A 25,656-nucleotide genomic window follows, 5' to 3' on the forward strand; every position below is an offset into this window, starting at 1 on the left:
ATCAATTCATGGCGCACGACGAGAACGAAGCGGCGACCGACCAGCCGATCGACGGGGTGGCCGGGGCTGACGGCCCCGGCGGGGCGCTCGACGTCGGCAAGGGCTACCGCCGCCCGCTGTACGGCTTCACCCTCCGCGTATCCGCCCTGACCGCCGTGGTCGGCATCGCGATCCTGGCCGGCGGATTCGCGGCGGCGTGGGACACCTTCGAGGGCGTCCGGGAGTACGCGGACCGCAACATCGCCAACGAGGACTCCTACGTGGCCTACGCCGAGGACGCCATGCCGGAGCTGGCGAGGGTGCTCTTCGTGATGACGCCGCTGCTGCTCGTCCTGGGGCTCCTCGTCGTCTCCGTCCTGCACACCGCGTATGCCGTCGGCGACGCCCACGCCACGCGCGACGGCGGCCCGTTGACCACCCGCGAGCTGTGGCGGCGCACCCGCAGCCGCCTTCCCGCCGCTGTCGCGGTCAACGCGCTGACCGGCCTCGCTGTGGGCGCGGTGGCGATGGTGGGCCTGATGCTGTGGACCGTCGTCGAGAACGGCGACGTGCCCGGCGTCGAGCCCACGCCCATCGGCGAAACCGCGACTCCGCAGTACACGCTGGTGGGGTGGGTGCTGCCGTACGCCGTGGGGTACGTCGGCCTGCTGCTGTACTTCCGCCTGTCGTCGGCCACCGCCGAGACGGTCGTCGAGCGCCGCTCCCCGTTCGCGGCCCTTTACCGCTCCTGGGTGCTGACCCGTCGCGCACGCCTGCGCACCCTCGGCACGGGCACGCTGGTCACCGTGGCCACCGCGCTCGTCTTCTGGCTCGCCCTGTACGTCGCCGCTCCCCTCACCCACTTCACCGGGCTCGGCATGCTGTGGCTCAGCGACGACAACGTATGGATCACGGGTGTGCTGGTGATGGTCCTGCCATCGGCCGTGGCCTTCCTCCTGCTGCCCCCGGTGGTCATGCCGCTGGTGTGCGCGACGTTCGCCCGTCTCCACGGGGATCTGCGCGATCGCGAGGAGGCGGGGAGCGTCGTTCGTACGGTGGGGTGACGTCGTAGGGCGGGGCGGGGTGACGAGGTCAGCGCAGGGCGCGTCGCGCCGCGTACACCAGGATGACCGCCGTCACCAGGATCGCCCCGGCAAGGGCGCCACTCGCCGCCCACTGCATGGCGTCCATGTGGGAGAAGGGCAGATACTCCTTCGACCAGCCGACCACCCCGTCGCGCCGCAGACAGGCCGCCCTGTCCTTCTCCTCCACGCAGCTGCCCCAGCCGAGGAGTGAGCCGTCATCGGTCACGTAGGAGGTGTCGACCTCCAGGGCGTTGACGGGGACCACCGGAGCATCGCCTTCGGCGAACCGGCCGCCGCCCGTCGTCTCCGTCACCGTGGGCGCGAACATCATGGTCATCCGCGACCAGACGGCCTTCACCACCAGCAGGGCGACGAACGTCACCACCATCGCGGGCAGCGTGCGCCGCGTCAGGAGCCCGGCGGCGGCGCCGATAAGGAGGCCGAGTACGGCCAGGGCCACCGTGACAGGGCCCGTGGTGTCGAACCCGCCGCTGCTGGTGAAGTCCGCGTTCACGGCCATGTGGTTCGCCAGCGGCGTCCACAGGGCCTTCATGGCGATCCCGGTGGAGAGCGCCGCCACCGCCGCGAACAGGGCGGCCATGCCGAGCTTCGTCGCCACCCAGTTCCAGCGGCTGCGCGACTGTACGCACACGAACTTGGCGGTGCCGCTCTCCAGGTCCCCCGCGAACAGCGGAGCGCCGATGAACACGCCGATGATCACGGGCAGGCCCGCGAGCGCCAGACCCAGCAGGTCGAGCCGTTGGTAAGCGGCGTCGAGGGCCGCGGTCGCCACGGGGGACGGATCCGACACTTCGACGGCCGCCACCGCGTTGCTCGCGTCCTTGGCGAGCCACGCCAGAACCACCGTCGTGACGGCGGCCACCGCGAGCAGCAGGAGGAACGCCGTCCGGTGCTGGCGCCACACCAGCCAGGCCATCCCGCTCGGGCCGAAGCCGCGCGCCCGCGCCCGTGCCTGCCGCCCCGTCGCTCCGGGGGAGCCGCCGCCGTCCGCCCGGAGCGCCTGTGTCGTCGTACTCACTTCACTACCTCCGGACCGGCGCCGAGCACATAGGAGTTGGGGCTGATCAGCGGCGTGGAGCTGCTCTGTGCCAGATAGGCGAGCACCACTTCCTCAAGGGTGGGCGCGGCGGTGTCCCAGAAGTCGCCGACCGGTCCGCCGGGGCGGACAAGGGCGGTGGTGTACCGCGAATCGCCGTGGGTCTCCACGACCGTGTGGTGCTCGAGCCCTCCGGGAAGACCGTCGGGCCCGGTCGGCACCCGATCGGTGGGCGCGGACAGCATCCGGTGGACGCTGATGATCTCGTCCACGTCACCGGCAAGGCGCAGCCCGCCCTCGGCGACGAGCAGCAAGTAGTCGCACAGCGTGTCGAGTTCGGCCACCAGGTGGCTGGAGAGCAGGACGGTGATGCCGCGCTCGGCCACCTCGCCGAGCAGCGCGGCGACGGTCTGCCTGCGCACCAGCGGGTCCAGATCGGCGAGCGGCTCATCGAGCAGGAGCAGGTCGGGGCGCTTGCCCAGGGCCACCGCGAGGGCGACCCGGGTGCGCTGGCCGCCGGACAGCTTCCCCACCTTGGCGTCGAGCGGAATGGAACCGGCCCGCAGGAAGTCCTCGGCCAGCTCCTGGTCCCAGTGCGGGTTCAGCTCGCGGCCCGCCCGCAGCGTCTCGGCGACCGTGAAGCGCGCGAACAGCGGCTTCTCCTGCGGCAGGAACGCGACCCGCTGCCGAGCCTCCGTCCCACCGGCGGGCTCGCCGAAGACCGTTGCCTCGCCCGCCGACGCGTCGCGCAGTCCCGCGAAGATCTCCAGCATCGTCGTCTTGCCCGCGCCGTTCGGACCCACGAGTCCGCACACGCGCCCTGCGGGCAGCCGGAACGTCGCGTCGCGCAGCACCCAGCGGCGCCCGTACTGCCGTCCCAGGCCGCGCACTTCCAGGGCGGTCCGCCCCTTGTTCCGCACGGCCGCCTCTCCTGACGCCCCGCTCATCCCCGTCCCCCGTTCCGCTCGTCCGTACTGCTGCGGGAAGTGCCCGCCGCCGTCTGCTGACGCTCCTGAAGCGCCAGTTCGACCAGATCCCGCACGTCTTCCTCCACCAGACCCGCGGCCAGCGCCCGCCCGGTCCACTCCGCCAGTTCGGCGTAGAGCGGCGACTCGACGACGGGCGCGTGACCCCGGTCCGCTTCCACGGCTGCGGCGGCGATGAACGTGCCCACTCCCTGCCGCAGCTCCACGACGCCGTCCCGCTCAAGCTCCCGATAGGCCTTGAGCGTGGTGTTGGGGTTCACGGCACAGGTCTCGGCCACTTCACGAGCGGTCGGCAACCGGTCACCGGCCTTCAACGCACCGGCTCTGACGGCCCGTTTGGTCTGCTCGACAATCTGCTGGTACGCCGCGACGCCACGGCGCCTCTCGATGTAGTACCGCATCCATCTCACCACTTGTCCACTAGTTAACTAGCTGAATACTGGAGATGGGGTGCTCTGATGTCAAGCACGAGGGCCCCGCGCAACCCGTGGAAGGGTTGGCGGGGCCGCGTGTCGGAGGGTGGCGGGGCGGAGTACACCCGGCATGCCTCAACCGCCGAACATCGCCGCACCTTCACGGCCCTTGGTCTGGTTCGCGGTGACGTAAGGCCGCATTTCTGCCTCGTACGCGGCGAACGCCGTCAGGTGATCGCCGACTGCCCCGGCCAGTTGCCGGGCCAGCGTGCGCGCGCCGATGAGCGCCTGCGACGTACCCATGCCGCTGGTGGGTGCGGCGCAGTACCCCGCGTCGCCGAGCAACGTGATCCGGCCCCGCGACCATGTGTCCAGGTGGATCTGGCAGGCGGAGGCGAAGTAGAAGTCGTCCGCTGCCGTCATCGCCTCCAGCAGGCGGGGCGTCTCCCAGCCGTGCCCGGCGAACGCCTCCCGTACGGCCTGCTCCTGCTCGTCCCGGCCGCGCCGGTCCAGTGCGGGCGAGGCGGTGGCGAAGGACAGGCTGACCATCAGCCTGTCCGGGTCGGCCGCGCTGAAGGCGTAGATCGCCGTGCCCTCGGTCTGCCTCAGCGCACCACTGTGGTCGAAGCCGAGGTGGTTGACGGCGGTGAAGCCGGCGCCGGACATGCCCAGGTGCCGTACTGCGTCGGAGTGCGGGCCGAAGGCGAGTTGGCGCACCTTGGAGTAGACGCCGTCCGCTCCGACGACGAGGTCGAAGCGCCGGGCGGTGGCCCGCTCGAACTCGACCATGACGCCGGTGCCGTCCTGGCTGAGCGCACTGATCGAGTCGTCGAAGAGGTACTCCACGTCGGCGGCGCTGAGCCGGTACAGGATCTGGGTCAGTTCCTGCTTGGGCACTTCGAGTTCGCCCGCGAACACCTCGGCGGGGAGGCTTCCGGTCTCGGCGCCCGCCTCGTCCAGCAGCGCGGTGCCGCGCATCTTCGTGTCGAGCCCGCGAACCTCGTCGAGGATGCCCATCTCCTCCAGTACGTCGAACGCCGCGCCGCGGAAGTCGACGGCGTACCCGGTCTCCCGGAGAGCCGGGGCGCGTTCGACCACGGTCACGTCGTAGCCGTCGCGGTGCAGGAAGTAGGCCAGGGCCGGGCCGGCCACGCTGGCACCCGAGATCAGGACCTTCGTCTTCGTCGTCATGGGCAGGACCGTAGCCATCGTTTGACCATTTGGTCAATCCATATGGATGAACCACTCGGTCAAATCTCCGCTATGCTGTGCGCCATGGGAAACCGAGAAGATCTGCTGGCCGGGGCCAAGCAGTGCCTGATCGAACGCGGCTGGGCCCACACCACGGTCCGGGACATCGCCTCGGCCGCGGGAGTCAGTCACGCCGCCATCGGCTACCACTTCGGCTCCAAGGACGCGCTTCTCACCCAGGCGTTGGTGCGGGCGGTGGACGAACTCGGCGCCGAACTGGACCGAAGCGTCCCAGGGGGCAAGCCGGAAGAGCGCTGGCAGGCGCTGATCGACAGCTTCACCACGCACCGGTCGTTGTGGGTGGCTCAACTCGAGGCCGCAGTGCAGGCCGAGCGCTCACCAGAGGTGCGCGCACACCTCGCCGAAGGGCAGCGCGAGGGGCGGGAGGGCCTCGGCGGCTCGGTGCCGCTCGCGCTGCTGACCGGGCTGATGCTGCAGTGGCTGGTGGACCCGGATCACGCGCCGTCCGGCGCCGAGGTGGTCCAGGAGCTTGGCTCGCTGGCCAGCAGGCTCTAACGAGCCGAGTGCGGGGGCACTGCCGCGTACGTGAGGAAGTGGGCCCAGGTGGCGTTCGCGAAGGCGAGTTGGGGGCCGCGGGTGTTCTTGGAGTCGCGTACGTGGATGGTGCGGGGGGTGGGGGCGATTTCGACGCAGTCGGAGCCAGGCTCGTTGCTGCTGTGACTGCTCTTCCGCCAGGCCACTTCTACGCAGTCGGATCCGGCCTCGTTGCTGCTGTAGCTGCTCTTGAACCACTCCAATTCGGAACCGTCGTCCGTAGCGGAGTTGATGTTCATGTCTCTCCCAGCAGTTTCTCGACGAAGGCCAGTGACTCTCGCGGGGTGAGAGCCTGTGCCCGGATGCTTCCATACTGCATCTCCAAGTACTGCACCTCCCTGGGAGTGGTCACAAGACGGCTGATGTGCTGCACCTCCGCATAGCCGAGAGTGGTGCCGTCTTTGAGCTTGAACAGCCGAAACGAGCCGCCTAGACCCGCGTGATCGTCTAGATCGGTGGGCATCACCTGGATCTCGATGTTGCGCAACCGGCCGACGCTCAGAAGCCGTTCCAACTGGCCCCGGTGCACTGCTCTGCCTCCGATGGGTCGCCGGAGAGTGACCTCTTCCTGTACGAAGCTGAAGACGGGCTCCGGCTTTGTGTGGTCGATGACCTCCTGCCGGGACATACGTGCTCCGACTTCCCGCTCGATGATCTCCTCGGAGTACAAAGGACGGCGCATGCCGAAGATCGTCTGGGTGTACTCCCTTGTCTGCAACAGCGCGTGGATCGTGTGATTGCTGTAGGCGCCAAGCTCCACCGCCTGTGCCTCCAGCTTCGCCAAGTCCCGGACTTTCTTCGGGTACTGGGCCTCCGCCACGTCCTTTTTCATCGCGGCGATTTTGCCGCCCGCGCCTAGAACCCCGTCCGCCTTGTCCAGAAACTCCGGCCGAGGAATCCGCTTCCCGCGCTCGATCTTGTAGACGAGGTTCTCGCCGTACCCCACGGCCCTGCCGAACTCGGCGGCCCCCAGTCCAGCCGCCTCCCGCCAGAGCCTGATCTGGCGGCCCACAGCGACCACCGTCCCCGACTCGTCCTCGGGATCAACGTCCCAGCCGGGCTCATCCGTACCGTCAGTGTTCACCGCGTCCACCTCCGCCGTGCCGCCCGTCCCCAACGGTGCTTACATACTGAGTGTCACGCCGGACAGGCTGTACAGGTCAGGACAGCCGCTGGACAGTCGCGTACGCATGGGCGTCATCGCTGTTCAGCGTACGCACGCCCGGCCACGCTGAGTGACATGAATCAGGAAGTCACCCAAACCAGCTCCCCAACCCGCCAGTTCACCGTCCTGCTCTCAGCGACGCGAAGAGGCGCACGCCTGGCCCGGCTGCTCACGGAGCGTCAACTGGCCGATTGGCGGACGCCGTCCGACGCGGCGGAACACGTCACCGCCGAGCTCACAGCGAACGCGACCCTGCACGGCAGCGTGCCGGGTCGCGGATTTCGGCTGACCCTCGCGCTGGACGCGACCCGCACGCTCCGTATTGAGGTGACCGACACTCGCGGCGACCGGCTCCCACGTACACCGGACCCGGCTGGAGGCCATGCGGAGTTGGAGTCCGGCCGGGGCCTGCTTCTGGTCGCCGCGTACGCGGATCGATGGGGTGTGGAGGAAGGTCCCGCCCCTTGCAAAACGGTCTGGGCGGAGATCGCGCTGCTGCCGGATCGCGGGGTGACGTGACCCGGAGGGGCCCGACGCCAAAGACAAAGAACCAGGTAAAGGGTTGGGGAAACCCCACCCCACCCCGCCAGTCCCTCGCTGTCACCCACAAGGGTGATCATTGCCAACTGGGCTGGCGATCAAGGAACTTGGTAGGAGATTGTCGGCGCTGTCAGGGAGTCGCGACAGGACGCGATACCCCGCGACGTGTAAGTGACGTACAACCGCACGTCACACGAATCGGCCCCCGCCGGGACAGCAATCCCGAACGAGGGCCTGATCACCAAGGAAGAAGACGCTTCCCGATGACTGAGCAGCACTTTAGCGCCCGAGGGCGCACGCACTCCGGCGGTTCCGGTCGATCAAGTCGTTCCCACCGCACCCGACTCGGAGTTGGTCACGTGGTCGAACACCACCCCGAGCAGTTCACCGTCGTCGGAAACCATCTCGCCCAGCACCCCGACCTCTCCCTGACCGCGATCGGCCTCGCGACGCACATTCAGTCGCTCCCGGACGGCGCCCTGGTCGGCATCAAGGTCCTGGCCGCCAAATTCCCCGAAGGGGAGACGCGGATCGCCGCAGGACTGCGGGAGTTGGAGGCGTACGGCTACCTGTCCCGGACCAAGGAGCGCCTGCCGTCCGGACGGATCGTGACGCGGACGATCTCGTACAACGTCCCGAAGAGCGCTGTCCGCCGACCCACCGCACACGCCCCCGCGCCCCGCCTGGAACTGGCGCCGGAGCCCGAGGAGCCCGAACCAGCGGCCCCCGCCGGGCACCACCCGCCCGCTTCGGGGCAACCAGAGCCGGGCGGCCCCCCGACCCACCGCGCCGCCGCCGACCTCCTGTCCGGCCTCCGCACGCTCTCGCCCCGCCTCCTGCTCGCCGAGCGCGACGTGCGCCGCCTCGCGCCCGCTGCCGCCGCCTGGCTGGAGCGGGGCGTGGCCCCCGCCGACGTACAGCAGACGCTCGCGTCCGGACTGCCACCGGAGCCCCTGCGCCACCCAGCTGCCTTCCTCGCCCACCGCCTCACGGCCCTGCTGCCCCCAGCGATCCCCCCTGCACCGAAAGCGCCCCGCCCCGACCCGCTCCAGACCTGCGAAGCCTGCGACCGAGCCTTCCGGTCCCCTGAACCGGGCCAGTGCCGAGCCTGCAGCCACTCCGGCGCGACCGCAGCATAGGAGCCGACCGCAAGAGAGCGTCCTGTGTTCACGACCATGTGGCCGTGAAATGGACGTTTCTACAGGCCTGTGTAGATCCATGAAGAGGCCTGGTGAAGGCCGGTCAAAAGTGATCTGACGGGCGACTCTTCAGATATCTCTTCGCCACCGAACCGAGCGTTCCCGGTCGATTACAGTGCTGCGCAGAAGTGCAGGGGAGAGCAGGGACAAGCAGGGGAGGAGGTGCGATGAGTACCGCAGCAGCCACCGGAGTCTGGGGCCGCTCCGAGCAGCAGGACTTCCGTAGCCGCGTCCGCGGCACGCTGCTCGGGGGCGCCGTCGGGGACGCGCTCGGCGCACCCGTCGACTCGCTGAGCCTCAAGGCGATACGCGAGGCGCACGGAGCCGAAGGGCTCACCGAACCCGCCTCCGCGCACGGCAGGCGCGGCGCCGTCACCGCTGCCACGCAGCTCACCCTCTTCACCGTCGACGGACTCATACGCGCCCAGGTGCGGCGCGACACCGGCGCCTGGCATCCGCCCACCGATCTGCACCGCGCCTACCGCCGCTGGGCGGCCACCCAGAGCGACTGGGGGCCCGACGAACGGCGCAAGGAAGACGGATGGTTGGCCCGCGAGGAGTGGCTCTACTCACGACGGTCGCCTGCCCGCTCCTGCCTGCTGGGGTTCGGGGACGAGAAGATGGGGACGCTCGAGGCTCCCAAGAACCCGGAGGAGAAGGGGACAGCGGCCGTCACCCGGTCCGCGCCCTTCGGGCTCCTGGTCGGGTGGGAGCCGCAGCTGGTGCTTCAGCTGGCCGTGGAGTGCGCGGTACAGACACACGGCCACCCCACCGCCTATCTCGCGGCCGGCGCCCACACCGTCATCGTGCACGGGCTCGCTCGCGGAGAGTCCCTGGACGGTGCCATCCAGCGGACACTCGCGCTGCTTGCGGCCCGACCCGGCCATCAGCCCGTCACCGACGCCCTGAAGCATGCGCTCGGAGCCGTGCGGCAGGGCATGCCCAACCCCTCGCGCGTGGAGGAGCTGGTCGGCGAAGGCGGCGCGGAGGGTGCGCTCGCCGCCGCCGTCTACTGCGCTCTCGTGGGCGAGGACATCCGTCATGGGCTGCGACTCGCCGTCAATCACGGGGGCGCGTCCGCTGCCGCCGGAGGACTGTGCGGGGCGCTGCTCGGCGCGCTGCACGGCGAGACCGCGCTGCCTCCGGGCTGGCTCACCGAGCTGGAGGGGCGGGCCACGATCCTTGAGCTCGCCGACGATTTCGCCATGGAGATGACACAGGGGCCCGCACTGCACGGGCCCGCGGTGTCGTCGCCGGGATGGCTGGCGAAGTATCCGCGGGCGTAGGCAGTAGGTAGTACGCAGCACGCAATACGCCGGACGGGCTGGAGAGTATCCAGCCCGTCCGGCGTTTGAGGACGAACTCGGCGGAGCCGGTGATTTACGGCAAGCGGCCATGGGGGGCGACCGTTTCGTCCGCCCCTCCCGCCGGCGCCGGAACAACCGCAGCGGATGCGGAGCCGTCGTCGTCCGTATTGATCTTCTCGATGATCGCGTCCCGCTCCGGGGTGTCCTCCGGCTTGATGTAGCCGATCGCGATGTAGAGGATCAGCGAGACCGCCAGCGGGATCGAGACCTGGTACTCCAGGGGCACCCCGCCCTCGACGTTCCAGTTGATCGGGTAGTTGACCAGCCAGAAGGCGAGCAGACCCATCGACCAGCTGGTCAGCGCCGCCGTCGGTCCCGACTTGCGGAACGTACGCAGCAGACCCAGCATCATCGGGATCGCGATCGGACCCATGAGGCCCGCCACCCACTTGATGACGACCGTGATGATGTCCTTGAACGCGGGGGAGTTGACCTGCGTGGCCACCGCCATCGAAAGGCCCAGGAAGATCACCGTGGTCAGGCGCGCCGCGATCAGACCCTTGCGGTCGTTCCACCCTCTGGCCTTCTCGGACACGACGGGAGCGACGTCCCGCGTGAACACCGCCGCGATCGCGTTGGCGTCCGATGAGCACATGGCCATCGTGTGCGAGAAGAAGCCGACGATGACCAGACCCAACAGGCCGTGCGGCAGGAGCTGCTCGGTCATCAGGGCGTACGAGTCGGAGCCGTCGGGCTTCTGCGCCTTCACCAGGAGCGGGGACATCCACATGGGGAAGAAGAGGACGACCGGCCACACCAGCCACAGGATCGCGGAGAGCCGGGCCGAGCGCGCGGCCTCGCGGGGGGTCGCCGTGGCCATGTAGCGCTGCGCCTGGTTGAGCATGCCGCCGTTGTACTCGAAGAGCTTGATGAAGAGGAACGCCAGAAGGAAGATCGTTCCGTACGGTCCGACCAACGGCTTTCCGTGTCCCGCCAGTGCGGGCTCGTCCCAGACCCCGAAGAATCCGCCGTGGTCGCCGAGCTTGGACACGACGGCCACGAACATCGCGACACCGGCCAGGAGCTGGATGATGAACTGGCCGAGCTCGGTGAGCGCGTCGGCCCACAGGCCGCCGATGGTGCAGTAGATGGCGGTGATCACGCCGGTGATCAGGATGCCCTGGTTGATCGAGATGCCGGTGAAGACGGAGAGCAGCGTGGAGATGGCGGCCCACTTGGCGGCCACGTCCACGATCTTCAGGAGCATGCCGGACCAGGCGAGCGCCTGCTGGGTTTTGAGGTTGTAGCGGTTCTTGAGGTATTCGAGCGGGGACGCCACATGCAGTCGTGAGCGCAGCCGGTTGATGCGGGGCGCGAAGAGTCTGGAACCGATGGCGATACCGAGCGCGATCGGGAACGACCAGGTGATGAAGGACGTGACGCCGTATGTGTACGCGATGCCCGCGTACCCGGTGAACATCACCGCGCTGTAGCCGGACATGTGGTGCGAGATGCCGGAGAGCCACCAGGGCATCTTGCCGCCCGCGGTGAAGAAGTCGCTGACGTTGTCCACGCGCTTGTGCGACCAGACGCCGATCGCGACCATGATTCCGAAGTAGCCGATGAGCACGGCCCAGTCGAGACTGTTCATGTGCCCCCTCCAGGGGTCCGCCTTGTGAACTGCGCTGAAATGCCGTGCACTTCGCCAGTTTCGTGACATACGGACGTGGGCGGCCTGAAGTGCCCGCTCATCGTGGGTTCGGGCGTGCGCTGCGGACAACCGCCCGTGAGGTCAAGAGCACGTAAAATCGTTCTGTTTGCTGACCTGCGTTCACATCCTTGATCGAGTGTTGTGTATTCACGAAACCCCCGAAACACACGAAAACGGCTGCACGGGACCCAGGTCCCGTACAGCCGCGTCCAGTTCCGGCGCCCCGCGTCTACCGCATCAACTCACCCGCGTTCACCAGCAGCGACTGCCCCGTGATCGCCCGCGCCCTGTCCGACGCGAGGAACACCGCCGCGTCCGCCACGTCCCCGTCCGTGGCAAGGTCCGGCAGCGCCATCCGCTCCGCAAGGCGGCCCCGCACCTCGTCCTCCGGCACGCTCTCGGTGTGCGCGGTGAACTGGACGTACGCCTCGACCGGCGGACCCCACATCCAGCCGGGCAGAACCGTGTTGACCCTGATCCGGTCAGGGCCCACCTCGTGGGCGAGCGAGTACATCGCCGACGTCAGCGCGCCCTTCGACGCCGCGTACGCCGCCTGCCGCACCTGCGAGGGCGCCGCGACGGCCGACTGCGTGCCGATGAACACCACCGAGCCGCCGGCCCGTTCCTTCAGTGCGGGAAGACAAGCCCGGGTCATGCGTAGCGTGCCGAGCAGATTGACGTTGATGACCTGCTGCCAGGTCGCGAAGTCCGCGTCCTGGATGCCCCCGAAATAGCTGTCCCAGGCGGCCACGTGGACCACCGCGTCGATCCCGCCGAAGCGCTCGCGCGCCAGCTGCGCCAAGGCCTCGCACTGGGCCTCGTCGGTGATGTCGGTCGCGCGATACGCCGTGCGCGAGCCCTCGGGGTCGATCTCCTCGGCCGACTTGGCGAGGTTCGCCTCCGTGCGCGCCCCGAGGACGGCGCGCCCGCCGTCGCGCACCACTGCGGCCGCCACCTGATGGCCGAGGCCCGCACCTACCCCCGACACGACGACGGTCTTTCCTTCGAGGAGCGACGGCATGGGGCGCCTCCCGGCTCTGGCAGTTTTGCTGACGGGGCGTCAGAGTATGGGCGTCCACCGGAGGAAGGAAGAGGGAGGAAGGGGAGAGGCATGAGTGACGACACCCGCGAGAACGCACGCGAGCACTCGCCCGACGACACCCGCAGCGAGGTCTACGGCGAGCTGGCCGCCGTCGGGCCCTACGGCGTGCATCCGGGCCACGCCCTGATCACCATGGTCGAGCCGCACCCGGGCCACGAGTACGCGTACAACCGCTGGTACGAGGACGACCACTACTACGCCGGCGCGATGGCGATGCCCTGGATGTACGCGGGCCGCCGCTGGGTCGCTCCCCGAGAGCTGCAACTCCTGCGCTACCCCGAGAAGTCAGCGGTGGCCCAGCCCGTGACGGCGGGCTGCTACCTCTCCACGTACTGGGTCACCGAGGGCCGCTACGACGAGCACATGAAGTGGACCGTCGGCATCAACAAGCGTCTCAACCGAGACGGCCGCGTCTACCAGGACCGCACGCACGTGTTCACGGCCTTCCAGGACCACGAGGCCACCGTCTACCGGGACGGGGCGGCAGGGCCTCGCGACTTCCATGCGCTCGACCACCCATACCAAGGCCTCGTGCTCGAAGTCATCGACGTCGAATCGGGAGAACAGCGGGCGGAGTTGCTGGAGTTTCTGCGCGCCAAGCAGTTGCCGCGCGCCCTCGCCGGATCTCCGGCCGCGATGGTGACGATCTTCCGGCCGACTCCGCTGCCGGGGGACCGTATGACGTACGTGAAGCAGGTCGAGGGAGTCGATACGCGCCTGACGCTGCTCTGGTTCTTGCAGGCCGATCCGCGCGAGTGCTGGCAGGAGCATTTCGCCGGGCGGGCGGACGCGGTGGCGGAGTCCGGCCTGGGGCGGGTTGAACTGGTGGCGCCGTTCATTCCCACGGTCCCGGGAACGGACCTGTACGTCGATCAGTTGCGGTAGCGGATGGCATGGGATGGGTAGGGCCGAGCCCCCTCGGCCGGGACGGCGGGCCAGTCGAGAGGGCTCAATCGGTTCTGCTTATGAGGTTGTTGAGCGCTCGCTGATCCCGTGGTGCTTGTGGCACTGATGGGCCTGATGTGCGAGGAGACGCGGAACGTGCTGGAGATACGTATCAGCCGAGGTGTGATGTCTCCCGGCCGACCTCGGAGACGAACGCGCGCCATGAGTCGGAGGGAAAGGCGAGGACGGGCCCCGCGATGACCTTCGAGTCCCGGACGGAAATTGCGCTTGCAATCGGGGACTTGACCTCGACGCACGCGCCGTTTCCCGTGGAATACGAGGACTTGACCCACGCATTCGTAGCGCCCTGATGAATTGCCATGGTTACTCCGGTTTGCCCAGTGGGTGAGTTGCGGTCACCGCCGAGAGCGGCTGTGCCACCATGTGGTGCTTGCATGTGGTGCTTGATGGCGTGAATGACGCTACTCGCCAACATCGCCGAGTGAAGGGAGCGTTCACTCGACCGGATGGCATATTCCACTGGGGTCTTCCGCCCCGCCGAGGGAAAGGTGTACCGTGCCGCACTCTTTTCTGGGAGTCGGCCGTATACGTGGTGTACGCCCTAGCGCGCGTACTCTTTCGCGATGTCTGCGACGAGTTGGCGTGATTGATCCACATTCAAGGCCTGTGCCCGCAAATGCTCGTACATCACGCTGTACTGCTGGACGTCGTTCGCCTTCTCCAGATAAAGATCGCTCGTGACGCCCTCGATGTAGACCACGCTGGAATCCGCGGCGTCCGGGAACTCGAGAATCGCGTACTGGCCGTTGAGGCCCGGGTGCGCGCCCATCTCGAAGGGAATCACCTGGACGGTCACGTGCGGCAGTTGGGACTGCTCCACGAGATGTTCCAGCTGCTCGCGCATCAGATGCCGGGAGCCGACCACGCGGCGCAGCGCGGACTCGTCAAGGACGGTCCACAGGCGCAGGGGGTTCTCCGGGGCGCTGATGCGCTCCTGGCGGCGGAGGCGGACCTGGACGCGCTTCTCGATGTCCGTCGGCGTGGTCTCCGGCAGCGCGCCGGTGATGAGCGCCTCCGCGTACGCACGGGTCTGGAGCAGACCGGGGACGACCTGTGGGTCGTACACGCGCAGGGATGCCGCGTCCGTCTCCAGACCGATGTAGACGCTGTACGGAATGTCGCCGAAGGAGTGCCACCAGCCCTGCTGGCGTGAGTCCTTGGCCATTTGCATGAGCGAGTCGACGATGCGGTGATCTTCGACCTCATAGACACCGCAGAGATCGCGAACATCGCGCTGGCTAATTGAACGACGGCCGTTCTCGAGGCGGCTGATCTTCGACTGCGAGACCAGCAGGCGCTCGGCGACCTCCTCGGCCGTCATGCCCTTGAGCTCGCGGAGCCTGCGGAGCTCCTGGCCCAACCGGCGTCGCCTGACGGTGGGATTGACACTGGACGCCACGGGACGTGCACCTCCGACTACATGCCTCTACTTTGCGTATCTGCTGTTGAGCAGAGTGCCACCAACGCGTCGCACGCCGCTGGGAAACAGCCGATGTGAAGTGCGAAGTGAAGTGTGAGAAGTACGAGGCGCGATGCGACGTGAAGACGGACGTGAGGACTGGTGTGAAGGGTGCGGCCCGGCTGCGGGGCGCCAAGATGTGTGGCCGCGCGGGGCGGAGGTACCGGTGTCGTCGTCCGGACGTTCCGGTGCCAGTGCCCCGCGCGGCCCAGCGGCTCCCGTACCGGGTCTGGGGGACTGCGGTGCGGCGTTGCTGTTGCCGTAATGCGGTGAGTCTTTTGCTGCTTACTGCTTGCTACTTACAGTTTGCTGCGTACTGCTGTCGAGCGGTTGTGACCGTGCTCAGTGGGCCACGGCGCGTGCCATGGACCCGCGGCGTGGCTGCATCGGGACCCCGCCGGGTTCCGGTGCGGTCCTGGCCGGCTGTCGGCCACCGCCTGGTCCAACTGGTCCGCCTGGTCCACCCGGCCCCGCTGGGGCCGGGCTACGGCGCGGCTGAGCGGCCACACCGTTCTGGACGTCCATCACGGCGTGCGCCACGAGGCCGCCCATCGGGTCGTGCCTGATCAGGTCCCGGAGACGGGAGCGCGATGAACGCCCCTCGTTGCCGGGGTACAGGTGCTTGCCGAGTCCCACTGCGTGAGCGAGCGCGGCGAGCGCCGCGGTCCGCGGGTCCGGCGGGACGCCGGTGCGGATCGCACTGTCCAGCCGGGACCTGATGTCCCGGCTGATTGCCGTGTCCGTCGCTTGGTAGCGAGTCGTCGGCAGCACTCCGCACATCTGGCCCGAAACGGCATGCACCATGCCGCACCGCTCCAGGTGCGCGAGGTAAATCTGGCGCAGCCCCAGTCGGGGCCCGCCAATCCAGTGGACTGCCCGAACCGGACTGCCGCGCCTGCGCAGCAGTTCCAGTGCGGAGTCCAGAGTCGGATCTCCGGTCGGCCGTGGCATCACCACGGCGATACGATCCCCGTCTGGGGCTATCCGTCCGGCCAGCGCCAGCTCCACTAGCTGTGCTCCGGCCAGACCGAGGTCGAGCGACTGCGGCTGCGCTGTGGTACCCGTGGCCGGGTCCAAAGCGAGCAGCAGAAGCTCCTCCGGAATTGTTCTGCGGCTCCTGCCCATCCATGCCTCCCCGCGTGGATGAATGACAGGGTGACCCCTCTCACATTGGTCTGTCGAGAGTGCGTGACCGGTAAGTACGGGAACCAGTAGGTATGTCGTTCTCGTCTACCACGGGGGTTAAGCCCCCACACAGGACACTGGTACATGGTTCGGACAGCGGGTCCGGCCATGTTTTGGCGCAACGGCAACGCGAGCGGCATGGCGTACGAGGAGGCATCGGTGGCGGGCGAGACCCCCGACAGGTCGAAGCAGCGGAAGTCGTCGGGGAAACCGACTGGGGCAGAACCGTCAGTGCCGGCGCCGACGCCGGAGGAACGCGACCCCCGCCTTGCGGTGGCCCGCGAGGTCCCCGCGGCGCGGGAGGACACGGCTACGGCGGTCTTCTCGACGAAGGCGGTGTCGGAGTCGGAGTCGGAGACGCCGGCGAGTGGGGCCGCCGGTTCCGGGGAGTCCACCGGTTCCGGGGACTCCGAGGCTTCCAGGGATTCCGGGGACGGGGATTCCACCGAGGGCGCGGAAGGCTCCCACGGCGCTGAGAGCGCCGAAGGCGCCGAGAGCGAGCCCAAGGGCGGGAAGAACGGCGACGCGCGGCTGAGGGCCGCTGTGGCGGCGTGGGTGGCCAAGGCGGACGGGGAGACCCCCGGGGCCGCGGAGACGGGGACTGCGACCGGCGGGGATGCGGCTCCTGACGAGGACGCTGCGGCTGGCGCCGAGGCTGGCGCCGAGGAGGACGCGAGTACCGCGGGGGAGAGCGCTGCCGCCGACGGGGGTAGCTCCTCCGGCGACGAGCAGAGCGACGCCGCCGACGACGCCCCGGCCGATGCCGATGCCGAGGTTCGCTCGGGCGGCTCGGATGCGGCAGACGACGCGGACGCGGCTCCGGCCGACAGCACCGTCAGCTCTGGTGAGGCCGACGAGCCTGCGGGCGCGGACGCCTCCTCCGGTGACGGGGGTGACGCCGACGTGGCGGACGGCCCCGAGGACGCCGTGCCCGAGGACGCCGTGCCCGAGGACGCTGCTAAGCCCGCCGTCGGCGGGGACGCGGCGAAGGACTCCACGAAGAGCTCCGCGAAGGACTCCGACGAGCCCAAGGACTCCACCGAGCCCAAGGGCGACACCAAGGCCGCTGCCGACAGCGACGCCGCTGATGATTCCGAACCCCCCACCGGCGGGGTCGACCAGGCCACCGCCGTCTTCAAGGCGCCGCCGCCCCCGAAGTCCGTCGACCAGCCGACCACCATGCTCAAGCTGGGCGACCACAAGCCCGGGGCCAAGAAGCCGGAAGACAAGCCCGCCGACAAGGCCAAGCCCGAGGCGAAGTCGACCGCAAAGCCGACTGCAAAGCCGACCGCAAAGCCAACCGCAAAGCCGGAGGGCGAAGCCGAGCGCACCAGCAAGTTCGTCGCGCTCAAGCCCCTCGACGGCGCATCGCCCAGCGGCGGCGCACAGCCCCCTGTCAAGCCGACCCCCGCACCCCCCGCACCTGCGGCGGCCATGCCTCCAAAGGCGCCGGGCAACGCTGGCCCCGAGCGCACCACCCAGCAGCCGCTCCCTCCGAGGCCCCCGCTCGACCTTCTCGCCGAGCTGACCAACACTCCGCCGCCGCCCGAGACCCGGGTCCGCACCACCGTGCGGCGAGTCAAGGTGTGGACGCCGCTGGTGCTGCTCCTGGTGATCGTCTTTGCGGTCGTACAGGCCGTGCGTCCGCTGCCGACGCCCACCCTCACGCTCACCGCGAAGGAGACCGTCTCCTTCGACGGGGGCAAGCCGTCCATGCCGTGGCCGAGTGAGGGCCAGGCGGCGATGGACGTGAACGGCATCGGGACGTTCGGTACGTCCGGCGACCAGAAGCCCGTGCCGATCGCGAGCATCGCCAAGGTCATGACGGTCTATCTCGTCCTGCGCGACCACCCGCTGAAGAGTGGCAACAACGGCCCGAAGATCCCGGTCGACGCCGCGGCGGAGAAGCACTACGAGACGGGCAAGGCGGAGAACGAGTCGGTCGTCAAGGTCTCCGAGGGCCAGAAGATCACGCAGTACGAGGCGCTCCAGGCGGTCATGCTGCCGTCCGCGAACAACATCGCCAAGCTGCTCGCCCGCTGGGACACCAAGAGCGACTCCGAGGACGAGTTCGTCGCGAAGATGAACAAGACCGCCAAGGAACTCGGCATGAAGAACACCCACTACACGGACCCGAGCGGCCTCGACAAGACGACCGTCTCCACCGCCGAGGACCTCGTGAAGCTGGGCCGGGCCGCGATGGAGGACCCGGTCTTCAACGAGATCTCCCGCCAGCCCAGCTACAAGGACCTCAACGGCGACAAGCAGAACAACTTCTTCGGGCTCGTCCCGACGGTCGCCATCGGCATCAAGACCGGCACCACCACCGCGGCGGGCGGCAACATCCTCTTCGCCGCGGAGAAGAAGGTCGGCGGCCAGACCCGCACGATCATCGGTGCGGCCCTCGGCCAGTACGGGCGCAACGGCACGGCGAACATCGACGAGGTCACCGGGGCCACCCGCAAGCTCATCGAGGCGGGCCAGGGCGCGCTCACGTCCAAGACGATAGTGAAGAAGGGCGACGTCGTCGGTCATGTCGACGACGGGCTCGGCGGCACGACCCCGGTCGTCGCCACCAAGGACGTCGCCGCCGCGGGCTGGTCGGGCCTGACCGTGAAGCTGAAGCTCGGCGACAAGGCGGGCGATACGGTTCCGCACACGGCGAAGGCCGGCACCGAAGTGGGTGTGCTGAGTGTCGGCGACGGCAAGGACGGCGCCGTCGAGGTGCCCGTCGCGCTCCAGAGTGACCTCGGCGAGCCGGGCTTCGGCGCCAAACTGAAGCGCGTCGGCTGAGTCACACGCAGGCCGACGTACAAGTACGACGTACAAGTACGACGTACAAGTACGACGTACAAGTACGACGTACAAGTACGACGTACAAGTACGACGTACGAGCACGACGTACAAGCACAACGCACAACGCATACGCACGACGCAGGGCCCGGAGAGAGCGCCCCCACCCTCGGCTCCCTCCGGGCCCTGCGTGCTAGCGTCACAAGCTCGGGGGCAGTACACCGGGGCTGGGCGACGGGGTGTTCCGGGACGGACCCTCCGACACGACCCACGACCACGACCTACGCCCCCGGACGGACAGAACGACACGGGGAGTGCCGCAAGTGGCCACAGCGGAGCCGACGCGAGCCGACGACGCCGATCCTGATTCCGGCACCGGTAGCGGCACCCGCACCGGGGCGCGAATAAAGCTGCCTGCCCAGCGCGCCGATGGCGACGGCGACGAATCTGTCGTACCCGAGCGGGAATCCAAGTGGATGCGGTTCCTGAGGCACCCCGTGACCATCACGACGGTCACCGCGGCCGTTCTGCACGTCCTGTGGTTCTTCATCTTCGCCAACAGCGGCGGTGACCTCGCCGCGCAGGACGCCTGGGCCGAGTTCGTCGGACGGCACCCCGACTCCGCGTACAACCTCGCCTGGTACGGCGGGATGCACCCGGTGTCGTACAGCGTCGTGTCGCCGTATCTGATGTCGGTGCTCGGCGTCCGGACCACGATGATGATCGCCGGGACGATCTCCGCGGCGATGCTCACGATGATCCTGGTCCGCAGCCGCGCGGTGAAGCAGCCGCTGTGGCCCGCGCTCGCGGGTGTCTTCGCGCTGTTCTGCAACGCGGTGTCGGGCCGCGTGACGTACGGCCTCGGCCAGATGTTCGCGCTGATGGCCGTCGCCGCAGTCTTCTGCTGGCCCTACCGCTGGCGCTACAAGCGGTGGGCGAAGGCACTGGTCGCCGCGCCGTTCGCCGCGCTCGCGACCATGGGAAGCCCGGTGGCGGGCCTCTTCGTGGGCATGGTCGCCGCCGCCCTTTTCCTCAGCAAGCGCTACCCCGGCGCGTACGCGCTCGGGATCGCGCCCGCCGTCGTCGTGGGCATCTCGGCGTGGCTCTTCCCGTTCTCCGGTACGCAGCCGATGTCGTTCGGGTCGGCTTCGCTGCCCCTGCTCTTCTGCGCGTTCATCTTCTACGTCGTACCGAAGCACTGGAAGACCGTGCGGATCACCACCGTCGTGTACGCGATCTTCGTGCTCGGCGTCTGGCTGATCAACTCGCAGATCGGCTCCAACATCACCCGCCTCGCGATGTCCTTCGCGGCGGTCGTGCTGCTCGCCGCCCTGCCGTTCGCCGTCCCGAAGACCCGCAAGTGGTACGTGATCGTCGTGGGGCTCGCCGGATTCGTCGGCTGGGTCGGGTTCAAGGCGGGCGACGACGCGGTGCACACGACGCCCGTCGCCTCCTGGACGCGTGAGCTGGCGCCGCTCGTCAATGAGCTGCAGGAGGTCGGCGCGGACAAGGGCCGCGTCGAGGTCGTGCCCGCGCGCAGCCACCGCGAGGCCTCCGCGCTCTCCCCCTACGTGAACCTCGCCCGCGGCTGGAACCGCCAGGCGGACATGGAGCGCAACCCCCTCTTCTACGACGACACCCTCAACTCGGCGAACTACCACGAGTGGCTTCAGCGCTGGTCCGTGCACTTCGTCGTGGTGCCCAACGGCGAGCCCGACGGCGACGGCGGCAAGCGCGAGGCCAAGCTGGTCGAGAGGGGCCTGCCGTATCTGAAGCAGGTGTGGGTGGACTCCAACTGGCAGCTGTACGAGGTCACCGACCCGACCCCGCTCGCCGATCCGCCCGCGGTCGTCGACCGTGCCGAGGCGGGCGGGATGACGATCGAGGTGAAGAAGGCGGGCCGCGTCCTGATCCGCGTCCCGTACTCGCCGTGGCTCAGCATCGTCGACGCCGAGGGCAAGGGCCTCGAGGGGCCGAAGGAGACCGACGCGTCCAAGCGGCAGCGGGAGCTCGACGAGAACACCCCCAAGAAGTTCGACAACCTCAACGGCTGCCTGATGGAGGCCAAGGAGGACGCCGACGGCGACAAGTGGACCGAACTCCTGGCCCCGAAACCCGGCGTCTACCGCCTCGCCGCCCCCTACCAGCTGCCACGCGGCACCGGCTGCCCGGAGGAAATGCGCGAGACCGGGCGCTAGGCGGGCCCCGGCTGGACGCTAACCGGGCCCCGGCCGGACGCTAACCGGGCGTCGGCCGGGCGTTGGCTGAGTAGTACGCCTGCGCCTCCAGCCACCGGCGGTGCCTGCCGCGCCGTACGCCGACGATGATCGCGATGCCGCTGCCCGCGAGGAGGCCGATGAGCGGCACGACGACGGTCACGACGATGCCGCCGACGAAGGACGCGAAGTCGGCGTCGTCGCCGGGGGCGAAGGTGAGGGCGCCGCGCGGGTCGTCGCACTTGACGCGGTAGTCGGCGGCCGTGTCCGTCTTGAGCACGAAGACGCGCTCCCACTCGACGCGGCCCCTGGTCACGCTGAAGCTGCTGTCGGGCGTGGTCACGCGGGGCGCGGCGCCGTAGGGCCCTAAGACGACTTCGCAGTGGGCACGGGCGACGACGGGATTGCGTACGTAGATGGCGGCGTCGTCATCGGGCCCGATGCGCAGCGTGACGGACTGCCCGCTCGTGAACGCCTTGCTGTCGTCGACGGAGTGCACCGCCGCGGTGAACGTCAGCACGAAACTCGCGATGCCGATGCCCACGCAGACCGCCGCGATGACTCCCGCGACGACGAACCACCGCACCCGGGGCCGTAGTTGTCCCGAGTCGATGCGGGGTGGTGGCCCGGGCGGCGGCCCATAGGGATACATATCGGAACGATGGCAGCAGGCCGGTGGTTGGGGAAGGGACCTGAGGATGAGCTGCCGAGTACGACCGGGAACTAGCGCGAACTACCGGGCGCGGAGGGCACCTTCAGGCCATCTGGCCCCTTCCCGTTCGCGTTCTTCGTCCCCGCCACCGTCGCCGTCCCGGCCGGCTCGTCCTTCACGTAGTCCCGCCAGATCCGTACCGGAAAGACGTTCCCGTGCTGCGAACTCTTGCCGCCCACCCCCGACATGGGCAGCAGCTGCGGCTTGTCCGGAGTGGTGCGGAACATCGTCACGGCGGTCGACGAGTGTTCGGTGGTGGCGGTGAACCAGGCCGAGCGGAGACGGTCCTGATCGCCGGTGCGTCCGGCGACGACCGGCTGACCGACGGACGACATGCCGACACCCCGCATCGCGTCGGCGACCTCATCGGCCGTATCCGGATCCAGCGCGCGCCGCGCACCGGGCCTCGCGAGCCCGTCGACTATCTCGTCGCCCTTGACGACCTTGGTCACCGAGTAGGGATCGTGTCGCAGACCGCGGTTGGCGAAGGTGCTGTAGGCGCCTGCCATGCGGATCGCGCTGGGTGTCGACGTACCGATGGGGAAGGTCTTGTCCAGGCGCGCCATGCTGCCGTCGAGCAGCCCGGAGGAGACGGCGGTGCGCCGCACCTGCTCCCAGCCGACTTCCTTGCCGAGGCGTGTGTAGGTGGCGTTGCCGCCCTTCGCCAGGGCCTGGCCCAGAGTGGGGTGACTGGTGTCGTCCCGGCGGACGCTGTCGGCGCCGGAGCCGGGGCCTACAGCGGGCGTGGGCGCGACGGAGCCCAGCAGACGGCCGCTGTCGTCGTAGAAACTGCCGGCCGACACCGGCTGCCACCACTTGCCGCGCCCGCCCGTCGCCCGCGTACTGCCGATGCCGTGATCAAGGGCGGAGGCGAGAACGAAGGGCTTGAAGGCTGACCCGACCGGGACGCCGGAGGTGTCGGCGTTGTTGGTGAAGTGCTTGGTGGCATCGGCGCCTCCGTACAGCGCGATGATGGCGCCGTCGGTCGGCCGCACGGAGGCGGCACCCACCTGCACCCCCTTGTCGGCGCCGCGCTTCTTCGGGTCGATGTCGCGGTCCAGGGCGTGCTCGACGGCCCCCTTCAGGCGCCGCATCTTGCCCTTGTCGAAGGTGGTGTGGATCTTGTAGCCGCCGTGGGCGAGGTCCTTGTCGGTGAGCGAGGTGTTCTGCCTGATGTACCTGTTCGCGGTGTCGACGAGATAGCCGGTCTGCCCGCCGAGACTGGTGGCCCGGGACTGCTTGTGGGGCTCGGGGTAGTCCGTGAACTTCTCGCGCTCTGCGCGCTCCATGAGCCCGCCCTTGACCTGCCGGTCGAGAATCCACTTCCAACGGGCCACGGAACGTTGGTGATTGGCGCGGCTGGTGGAGGGATCGTACTGCTCGGCGCCCTTCAACAGGGCCGCCAGGGCGGCGCCCTGACTGGCATTCAAGTCCTTGGCGGGGATGCCGTAGTAGGCGTGGGCGGCGGCTTCGATGCCGTAGGCACCACGCCCGAACCAGCTGGTGTTGAGGTACCCCTGGAGGATCTCCTCCTTGCTCTTCTTGCGGTCCACCTTCAACGCGATGACGAACTCCTTGACCTTCCGCGTCACCGTCTGGTCCTGGGAGAGGTACGTGTTCTTCACGTACTGCTGGGTGATGGTTGACCCGCCCTGCGTCTCCTGGCCGCGGACCATGTTGACGGCGGCGCGGGCGAGGCCCTTGAGCGAGACGCCGGAGTCGCTGTAGAAGGTGTCGTTCTCGGCGGCGATGACGGCGCTCTCGACGGCATCGGGAATCTCGGAGAGCCGTACGTTCTGCCGGTTCACCTCACCTGTACTCACCATCTGGGTGCCGTCGGCCCAGTAGTAGACATTGGCCTCCCGCTGGGCGGTGGCGTTCTCGTCGGGGATGTCGACAGCGGCGTACACGAGGGCGAAGAGGCAGACGAGGGTGGAGAGAAGGAGGGTGAGCGAGCCGCCCCACAGCCGCCAGGAGGGAAGCCAGCGACGGAGACCGCGTCGGCCGTGGCGGGGGTAGTCGATGAGGCGGCGGCGGCCCGGCTTTCGGGTCCGGGTGCGGATGCGGGTGCGGTTACGGCTACGGGTTCGGACGTGGGTGCGGACGCGGGGCTGTTTGGGCTCGCGTGACGGCTTCACCTGAGTGTGTGTCCCCATGGTGGGGGAGAGGGGCGGGGGCGGGGCGGGGGTTGGGCGGGGAGGTATTAGGGGGTCGTAACAGCAGTGCGCCGGAGGGGGCGGCGGTCTTCCGGCCGTCCCGTCTGCCGGCAGGGCCCGGCCGCAGCGGCTCCCCTTGGCCACGGCCGACCCGCCTCAACCATGGGGGGCGGCCATGCGGGAGTGAACGTCCTCCATGGGAGTTCACCTCACGCCTGCCCGGAGTGGGGCGCTCGACACAGGTTGAAACCGCGACGGTAAGGAAGTCGGCATTGCGATCTCAAGCGGCGGGCTCACCTGCGAGGCTGTGCTGCGTGACATATGCAGTGAGTGTGGATACCCGACCGCCCGGCGGCACCTCGGAGATGGACGAGCTGCAACGGGTCGGCGTCGCCGCCCTTCTTGAGAACGGCTTCGAGTCCGTGGAGGAGATCACGGGCCCCGACGGGATGGAGGTGAAGCTCCTCGACACCTTCGTGGGCGTGTATCCCGGTGGGGCGCTGCTCAAGGTGGTGGTGGACGCTCCGGCGCTGGAGTTCGCCGAGGAGGCGGTCAGGGAACTGGTGGAGGAACTGCTCGAGAGCACGGATCCGCTCTCGGACTGGACCGTCGTGCGGTGCCAGGTGGAGCTGCATCCGGACCTGGCGATGGAGAGCCTTGACGCGGCTGACGGCCCGGATGCTCCGCCGGACGACCTCGAGTCCCGCCGTGCGCGTCTGATGGGCCTCGCCGGGGGAGCCACGCCCGCCGACGCGGCCGGGACGACGATGGAGACCGACGCCATCCGTTCCAAGATCCGCACCATGGCCCCGCGGCTGACGGCCTTCGGCGTGAACGGGAGCGAGGGCGGGGGCGGGGGCGATTCCGGCATCTCGACGGAGGACGCCGAGCTTGCCGCCGGGGCCCTGATCTGGGGCACGGACGTCCTCATGGACGAGCTGTTCCAGGATGTGCACGCGCTGGACAAGGAGGGAACCAACGTCGCCGAATGCGACCGCCCCATGTGGCTCCTCGACGAGTTGCCCCCGCGCTACGCACTGCAGTACGACGCGCGTTTCGCCCGGCGATTCCTGGTGACGGCGATCGCCCTGACCACGCGGCTGACCGTGGGAAGTTTCAAGAATCTGAGCTGCGTGGCCGAGGAACTGGTCCTCAAGCTGCTGCTGCGCGAGGCCGAGGTCACGCTCGAAACCTTCGGCCTCCTGGACGAGGGCGTCTCCGCGGCGCTGGAGCGCTTCGCCGACCTCGTCTACGAGGACATGGACCACGAGTTGCTGTACGACGACTCGATGGACGGAGTCGACGAGAGCGAGGTGGGCGCGGCGCTGGGTATCGCGCCCATGGGGATCACGAGCTGGTTCACACCTTTCGACGAGGACCGATACGTACATCCGTACGCGGCGGACGACCCCGAACTAGACCTCGGATCCGAGAGCGAGTCCGAGGGTGAGAGTGAGGGCGAGGGCGAGACGGACGAAGGCACCGCGCCTGCGCCTTGAGTGACGGCCGGGGAGCCACCCATTACCCGCTCCTTTTCCACACGGATGGGATGACGCCCGTCCACTTCCGGCCAGTAAACTGCGCGCGCTCAGAAGCGTCGTGGGATGCGTCGCGGGAAACCAGGGGGAACAGTGGCACACGGGGGATATCAGGGCTGGGGACCGGGAAACGGCCAGCCACAGCCACAGAGGGGCGGCGCCCCGGACCCGTACGGCCCACCACCGAGCCCGTACCCGCACCCGACCCCTCAGCCCCAACCGCATCCATATCCGCATCCATATCCGCAGCCCGTCCGGCGGCGGCGTTCCGGCTGCGCGTT

22 protein-coding genes are annotated in these 25,656 nt (G+C 68.8%); 9 read left to right on the top strand and 13 right to left on the bottom strand.

What is annotated here, in order from left to right:
* The first annotated feature begins 8 nt into the window (after positions 1 to 8).
* A complete protein-coding gene (locus tag ACWFRJ_RS20900; RefSeq protein ID WP_453532700.1) occupies positions 9 to 1,043 on the top strand; it encodes a hypothetical protein in 1,035 nt (344 codons plus the stop codon).
* A 28-nt stretch (positions 1,044 to 1,071) separates the two neighbouring features.
* On the opposite strand, the gene ACWFRJ_RS20905 is transcribed toward ACWFRJ_RS20900, so the two are convergent.
* From ACWFRJ_RS20905 to ACWFRJ_RS20920, 4 genes are all read right to left on the bottom strand, one after another.
* A complete protein-coding gene (locus tag ACWFRJ_RS20905) occupies positions 1,072 to 2,103 on the bottom strand; it encodes an ABC transporter permease (RefSeq protein WP_453532703.1) in 1,032 nt (343 codons plus the stop codon).
* Positions 2,100 to 3,068: an ATP-binding cassette domain-containing protein gene (locus ACWFRJ_RS20910; protein WP_453532706.1), complete on the bottom strand. Its 969-nt coding sequence runs from the start codon at positions 3,066 to 3,068 to the stop codon at positions 2,100 to 2,102. Before ACWFRJ_RS20910 ends, ACWFRJ_RS20905 begins: the two co-directional genes overlap by 4 nt.
* Positions 3,065 to 3,508, bottom strand: a complete 444-nt coding sequence (locus ACWFRJ_RS20915; RefSeq protein ID WP_453532709.1) for a GntR family transcriptional regulator — start codon at positions 3,506 to 3,508, stop codon at positions 3,065 to 3,067. The genes ACWFRJ_RS20910 and ACWFRJ_RS20915 overlap by 4 nt, the downstream gene beginning before the upstream one ends.
* A 147-nt stretch (positions 3,509 to 3,655) precedes the next feature.
* Positions 3,656 to 4,711, bottom strand: a complete 1,056-nt coding sequence (locus tag ACWFRJ_RS20920; protein ID WP_453532712.1) for an FAD-dependent monooxygenase — start codon at positions 4,709 to 4,711, stop codon at positions 3,656 to 3,658.
* A gap of 84 nt (positions 4,712 to 4,795) precedes the next feature.
* Between ACWFRJ_RS20920 and ACWFRJ_RS20925 the strand changes: the two genes are divergently transcribed.
* Positions 4,796 to 5,287 (top strand): TetR/AcrR family transcriptional regulator, encoded by a 492-nt coding sequence (locus ACWFRJ_RS20925; RefSeq protein WP_453532713.1) that lies wholly within the window; start codon positions 4,796 to 4,798, stop codon positions 5,285 to 5,287.
* On the opposite strand, the gene ACWFRJ_RS20930 is transcribed toward ACWFRJ_RS20925, so the two are convergent.
* Together ACWFRJ_RS20930 and ACWFRJ_RS20935 are read right to left on the bottom strand one after the other, a co-directional pair.
* The gene (locus ACWFRJ_RS20930) at positions 5,284 to 5,565 is read right to left on the bottom strand and encodes a DUF397 domain-containing protein (RefSeq protein WP_453532715.1); all 282 of its coding nucleotides are present in this window, start codon (positions 5,563 to 5,565) and stop codon (positions 5,284 to 5,286) included. The two genes, ACWFRJ_RS20925 and ACWFRJ_RS20930, sit on opposite strands and share 4 nt — an antisense overlap.
* On the bottom strand, positions 5,562 to 6,410 hold the full coding sequence (locus ACWFRJ_RS20935; RefSeq protein WP_453532718.1) for a helix-turn-helix domain-containing protein: 849 nt from the start codon (positions 6,408 to 6,410) through the stop codon (positions 5,562 to 5,564). Before ACWFRJ_RS20935 ends, ACWFRJ_RS20930 begins: the two co-directional genes overlap by 4 nt.
* Before the next feature lie 156 nt (positions 6,411 to 6,566).
* On the opposite strand from ACWFRJ_RS20935, the gene ACWFRJ_RS20940 reads away from it, so the two are divergent.
* From ACWFRJ_RS20940 to ACWFRJ_RS20950, 3 genes are all read left to right on the top strand, one after another.
* Positions 6,567 to 7,010 carry an ATP-binding protein gene (locus ACWFRJ_RS20940; protein WP_453532721.1) on the top strand — a complete coding sequence of 148 codons (444 nt, stop codon included), beginning with the start codon at positions 6,567 to 6,569 and terminating at the stop codon, positions 7,008 to 7,010.
* 380 nt (positions 7,011 to 7,390) lie between these two features.
* Positions 7,391 to 8,170 carry a helix-turn-helix domain-containing protein gene (locus ACWFRJ_RS20945; RefSeq protein WP_453532724.1) on the top strand — a complete coding sequence of 260 codons (780 nt, stop codon included), beginning with the start codon at positions 7,391 to 7,393 and terminating at the stop codon, positions 8,168 to 8,170.
* Between the two features lie 227 nt (positions 8,171 to 8,397).
* Positions 8,398 to 9,516, top strand: a complete 1,119-nt coding sequence (locus ACWFRJ_RS20950) for an ADP-ribosylglycohydrolase family protein (protein WP_453532726.1) — start codon at positions 8,398 to 8,400, stop codon at positions 9,514 to 9,516.
* 94 nt (positions 9,517 to 9,610) lie between these two features.
* On the opposite strand, the gene ACWFRJ_RS20955 is transcribed toward ACWFRJ_RS20950, so the two are convergent.
* Together ACWFRJ_RS20955 and ACWFRJ_RS20960 are read right to left on the bottom strand one after the other, a co-directional pair.
* Entirely contained in the window at positions 9,611 to 11,188 is a 1,578-nt protein-coding gene (locus tag ACWFRJ_RS20955; RefSeq protein WP_453532729.1) for a sodium:solute symporter family protein, read from the bottom strand.
* Positions 11,189 to 11,477: 289 nt separating this feature from the next.
* Positions 11,478 to 12,269, bottom strand: coding sequence for an SDR family oxidoreductase (locus ACWFRJ_RS20960; RefSeq protein WP_453532732.1), 792 nt, complete (start codon positions 12,267 to 12,269; stop codon positions 11,478 to 11,480).
* Between the two features lie 90 nt (positions 12,270 to 12,359).
* On the opposite strand from ACWFRJ_RS20960, the gene ACWFRJ_RS20965 reads away from it, so the two are divergent.
* Positions 12,360 to 13,235 (top strand): hypothetical protein, encoded by an 876-nt coding sequence (locus tag ACWFRJ_RS20965; RefSeq protein ID WP_453532735.1) that lies wholly within the window; start codon positions 12,360 to 12,362, stop codon positions 13,233 to 13,235.
* Between the two features lie 172 nt (positions 13,236 to 13,407).
* On the opposite strand, the gene ACWFRJ_RS20970 is transcribed toward ACWFRJ_RS20965, so the two are convergent.
* The 3 genes from ACWFRJ_RS20970 to ACWFRJ_RS20980 form a co-directional block, all read right to left on the bottom strand.
* Positions 13,408 to 13,617 carry a DUF397 domain-containing protein gene (locus ACWFRJ_RS20970; protein WP_453532738.1) on the bottom strand — a complete coding sequence of 70 codons (210 nt, stop codon included), beginning with the start codon at positions 13,615 to 13,617 and terminating at the stop codon, positions 13,408 to 13,410.
* A gap of 240 nt (positions 13,618 to 13,857) precedes the next feature.
* Positions 13,858 to 14,715, bottom strand: a complete 858-nt coding sequence (locus tag ACWFRJ_RS20975; RefSeq protein WP_453532741.1) for a helix-turn-helix domain-containing protein — start codon at positions 14,713 to 14,715, stop codon at positions 13,858 to 13,860.
* A 402-nt stretch (positions 14,716 to 15,117) separates the two neighbouring features.
* Complete coding sequence (locus ACWFRJ_RS20980) at positions 15,118 to 15,900, bottom strand: GOLPH3/VPS74 family protein (RefSeq protein ID WP_453532744.1); 783 nt, start codon at positions 15,898 to 15,900, stop codon at positions 15,118 to 15,120.
* 168 nt (positions 15,901 to 16,068) lie between these two features.
* Here ACWFRJ_RS20980 and ACWFRJ_RS20985 point away from each other — a divergent pair, with 168 nt between their 5' ends.
* Together ACWFRJ_RS20985 and ACWFRJ_RS20990 are read left to right on the top strand one after the other, a co-directional pair.
* Entirely contained in the window at positions 16,069 to 18,753 is a 2,685-nt protein-coding gene (locus tag ACWFRJ_RS20985; protein WP_453532747.1) for a D-alanyl-D-alanine carboxypeptidase, read from the top strand.
* 323 nt (positions 18,754 to 19,076) lie between these two features.
* A complete protein-coding gene (locus tag ACWFRJ_RS20990) occupies positions 19,077 to 20,951 on the top strand; it encodes an MFS transporter (protein WP_453532750.1) in 1,875 nt (624 codons plus the stop codon).
* A 40-nt stretch (positions 20,952 to 20,991) separates the two neighbouring features.
* On the opposite strand, the gene ACWFRJ_RS20995 is transcribed toward ACWFRJ_RS20990, so the two are convergent.
* Positions 20,992 to 21,621: a hypothetical protein gene (locus ACWFRJ_RS20995; RefSeq protein ID WP_453532753.1), complete on the bottom strand. Its 630-nt coding sequence runs from the start codon at positions 21,619 to 21,621 to the stop codon at positions 20,992 to 20,994.
* Between the two features lie 71 nt (positions 21,622 to 21,692).
* Positions 21,693 to 23,819, bottom strand: coding sequence for a transglycosylase domain-containing protein (locus ACWFRJ_RS21000; RefSeq protein WP_453532756.1), 2,127 nt, complete (start codon positions 23,817 to 23,819; stop codon positions 21,693 to 21,695).
* Between the two features lie 350 nt (positions 23,820 to 24,169).
* On the opposite strand from ACWFRJ_RS21000, the gene ACWFRJ_RS21005 reads away from it, so the two are divergent.
* Positions 24,170 to 25,336 (top strand): hypothetical protein, encoded by a 1,167-nt coding sequence (locus ACWFRJ_RS21005; RefSeq protein WP_453532759.1) that lies wholly within the window; start codon positions 24,170 to 24,172, stop codon positions 25,334 to 25,336.
* The last annotated feature ends 320 nt before the right edge of the window (positions 25,337 to 25,656 follow it).

It is taken from the genome of Streptomyces sp. NPDC055239, from assembly GCF_053606205.1.

Excerpts from the sequence above, each read along its gene's own strand:
- ACWFRJ_RS20900 (WP_453532700.1), top strand. The coding sequence starts at position 9 with ATGGCGCACGACGAGAACGAAGCGGCGACCGACCAGCCGATCGACGGG.
- ACWFRJ_RS20910 (WP_453532706.1), bottom strand. The coding sequence starts at position 3,068 with ATGAGCGGGGCGTCAGGAGAGGCGGCCGTGCGGAACAAGGGGCGGACC.
- ACWFRJ_RS20915 (WP_453532709.1), bottom strand. The coding sequence starts at position 3,508 with ATGCGGTACTACATCGAGAGGCGCCGTGGCGTCGCGGCGTACCAGCAG.
- ACWFRJ_RS20920 (WP_453532712.1), bottom strand. The coding sequence starts at position 4,711 with ATGACGACGAAGACGAAGGTCCTGATCTCGGGTGCCAGCGTGGCCGGC.
- ACWFRJ_RS20925 (WP_453532713.1), top strand. The coding sequence starts at position 4,796 with ATGGGAAACCGAGAAGATCTGCTGGCCGGGGCCAAGCAGTGCCTGATC.
- ACWFRJ_RS20930 (WP_453532715.1), bottom strand. The coding sequence starts at position 5,565 with ATGAACATCAACTCCGCTACGGACGACGGTTCCGAATTGGAGTGGTTC.
- ACWFRJ_RS20940 (WP_453532721.1), top strand. The coding sequence starts at position 6,567 with ATGAATCAGGAAGTCACCCAAACCAGCTCCCCAACCCGCCAGTTCACC.
- ACWFRJ_RS20950 (WP_453532726.1), top strand. The coding sequence starts at position 8,398 with ATGAGTACCGCAGCAGCCACCGGAGTCTGGGGCCGCTCCGAGCAGCAG.
- ACWFRJ_RS20955 (WP_453532729.1), bottom strand. The coding sequence starts at position 11,188 with ATGAACAGTCTCGACTGGGCCGTGCTCATCGGCTACTTCGGAATCATG.
- ACWFRJ_RS20960 (WP_453532732.1), bottom strand. The coding sequence starts at position 12,269 with ATGCCGTCGCTCCTCGAAGGAAAGACCGTCGTCGTGTCGGGGGTAGGT.
- ACWFRJ_RS20965 (WP_453532735.1), top strand. The coding sequence starts at position 12,360 with ATGAGTGACGACACCCGCGAGAACGCACGCGAGCACTCGCCCGACGAC.
- ACWFRJ_RS20970 (WP_453532738.1), bottom strand. The coding sequence starts at position 13,617 with ATGGCAATTCATCAGGGCGCTACGAATGCGTGGGTCAAGTCCTCGTAT.
- ACWFRJ_RS20980 (WP_453532744.1), bottom strand. The coding sequence starts at position 15,900 with ATGGGCAGGAGCCGCAGAACAATTCCGGAGGAGCTTCTGCTGCTCGCT.
- ACWFRJ_RS20985 (WP_453532747.1), top strand. The coding sequence starts at position 16,069 with ATGTTTTGGCGCAACGGCAACGCGAGCGGCATGGCGTACGAGGAGGCA.
- ACWFRJ_RS20995 (WP_453532753.1), bottom strand. The coding sequence starts at position 21,621 with ATGTATCCCTATGGGCCGCCGCCCGGGCCACCACCCCGCATCGACTCG.